Below are 282 nucleotides of genomic sequence, written 5' to 3' on the forward strand. Positions count from 1 at the left end.
GGATAGCTTCTTACTATCTCATCACCCGTTTGTAGCATCACCACTCTGACAGAAGAAAAAGAACTCCCGTCAAATAGGGCATTGACCGCTGTTTCTACAGCGACCGGATCATTGTCTTCTAGGTAGGGAGAGAGGGCGAGACCTACAGTATTGATCGCATTCTTCACCTCTGAAAATTGCTTCTGTGCAATGAATTGACGAGATTGGTGATAATCGACGTAGAACAAACCTACAAACAATAAACTGAAGGTAAGTGAGATACTGATGAGCAGTTTTGTATAT

The 282-nt window shown here is 42.6% G+C and carries 1 protein-coding gene; it reads right to left on the reverse strand.

The genetic code is table 11. The annotated features are described in order from the left end of the window. A partial coding sequence (locus AB4585_RS27830) for a LapD/MoxY N-terminal periplasmic domain-containing protein (protein ID WP_372171987.1) occupies positions 1 to 239 on the reverse strand: 239 nt, incomplete at its 3' end. Positions 240 to 282 lie beyond the last annotated feature (43 nt).

This window comes from Vibrio sp. 10N.222.49.C9 (assembly GCF_041474985.1).
In the GTDB taxonomy this organism is placed as follows: domain Bacteria; phylum Pseudomonadota; class Gammaproteobacteria; order Enterobacterales; family Vibrionaceae; genus Vibrio; species Vibrio crassostreae_C.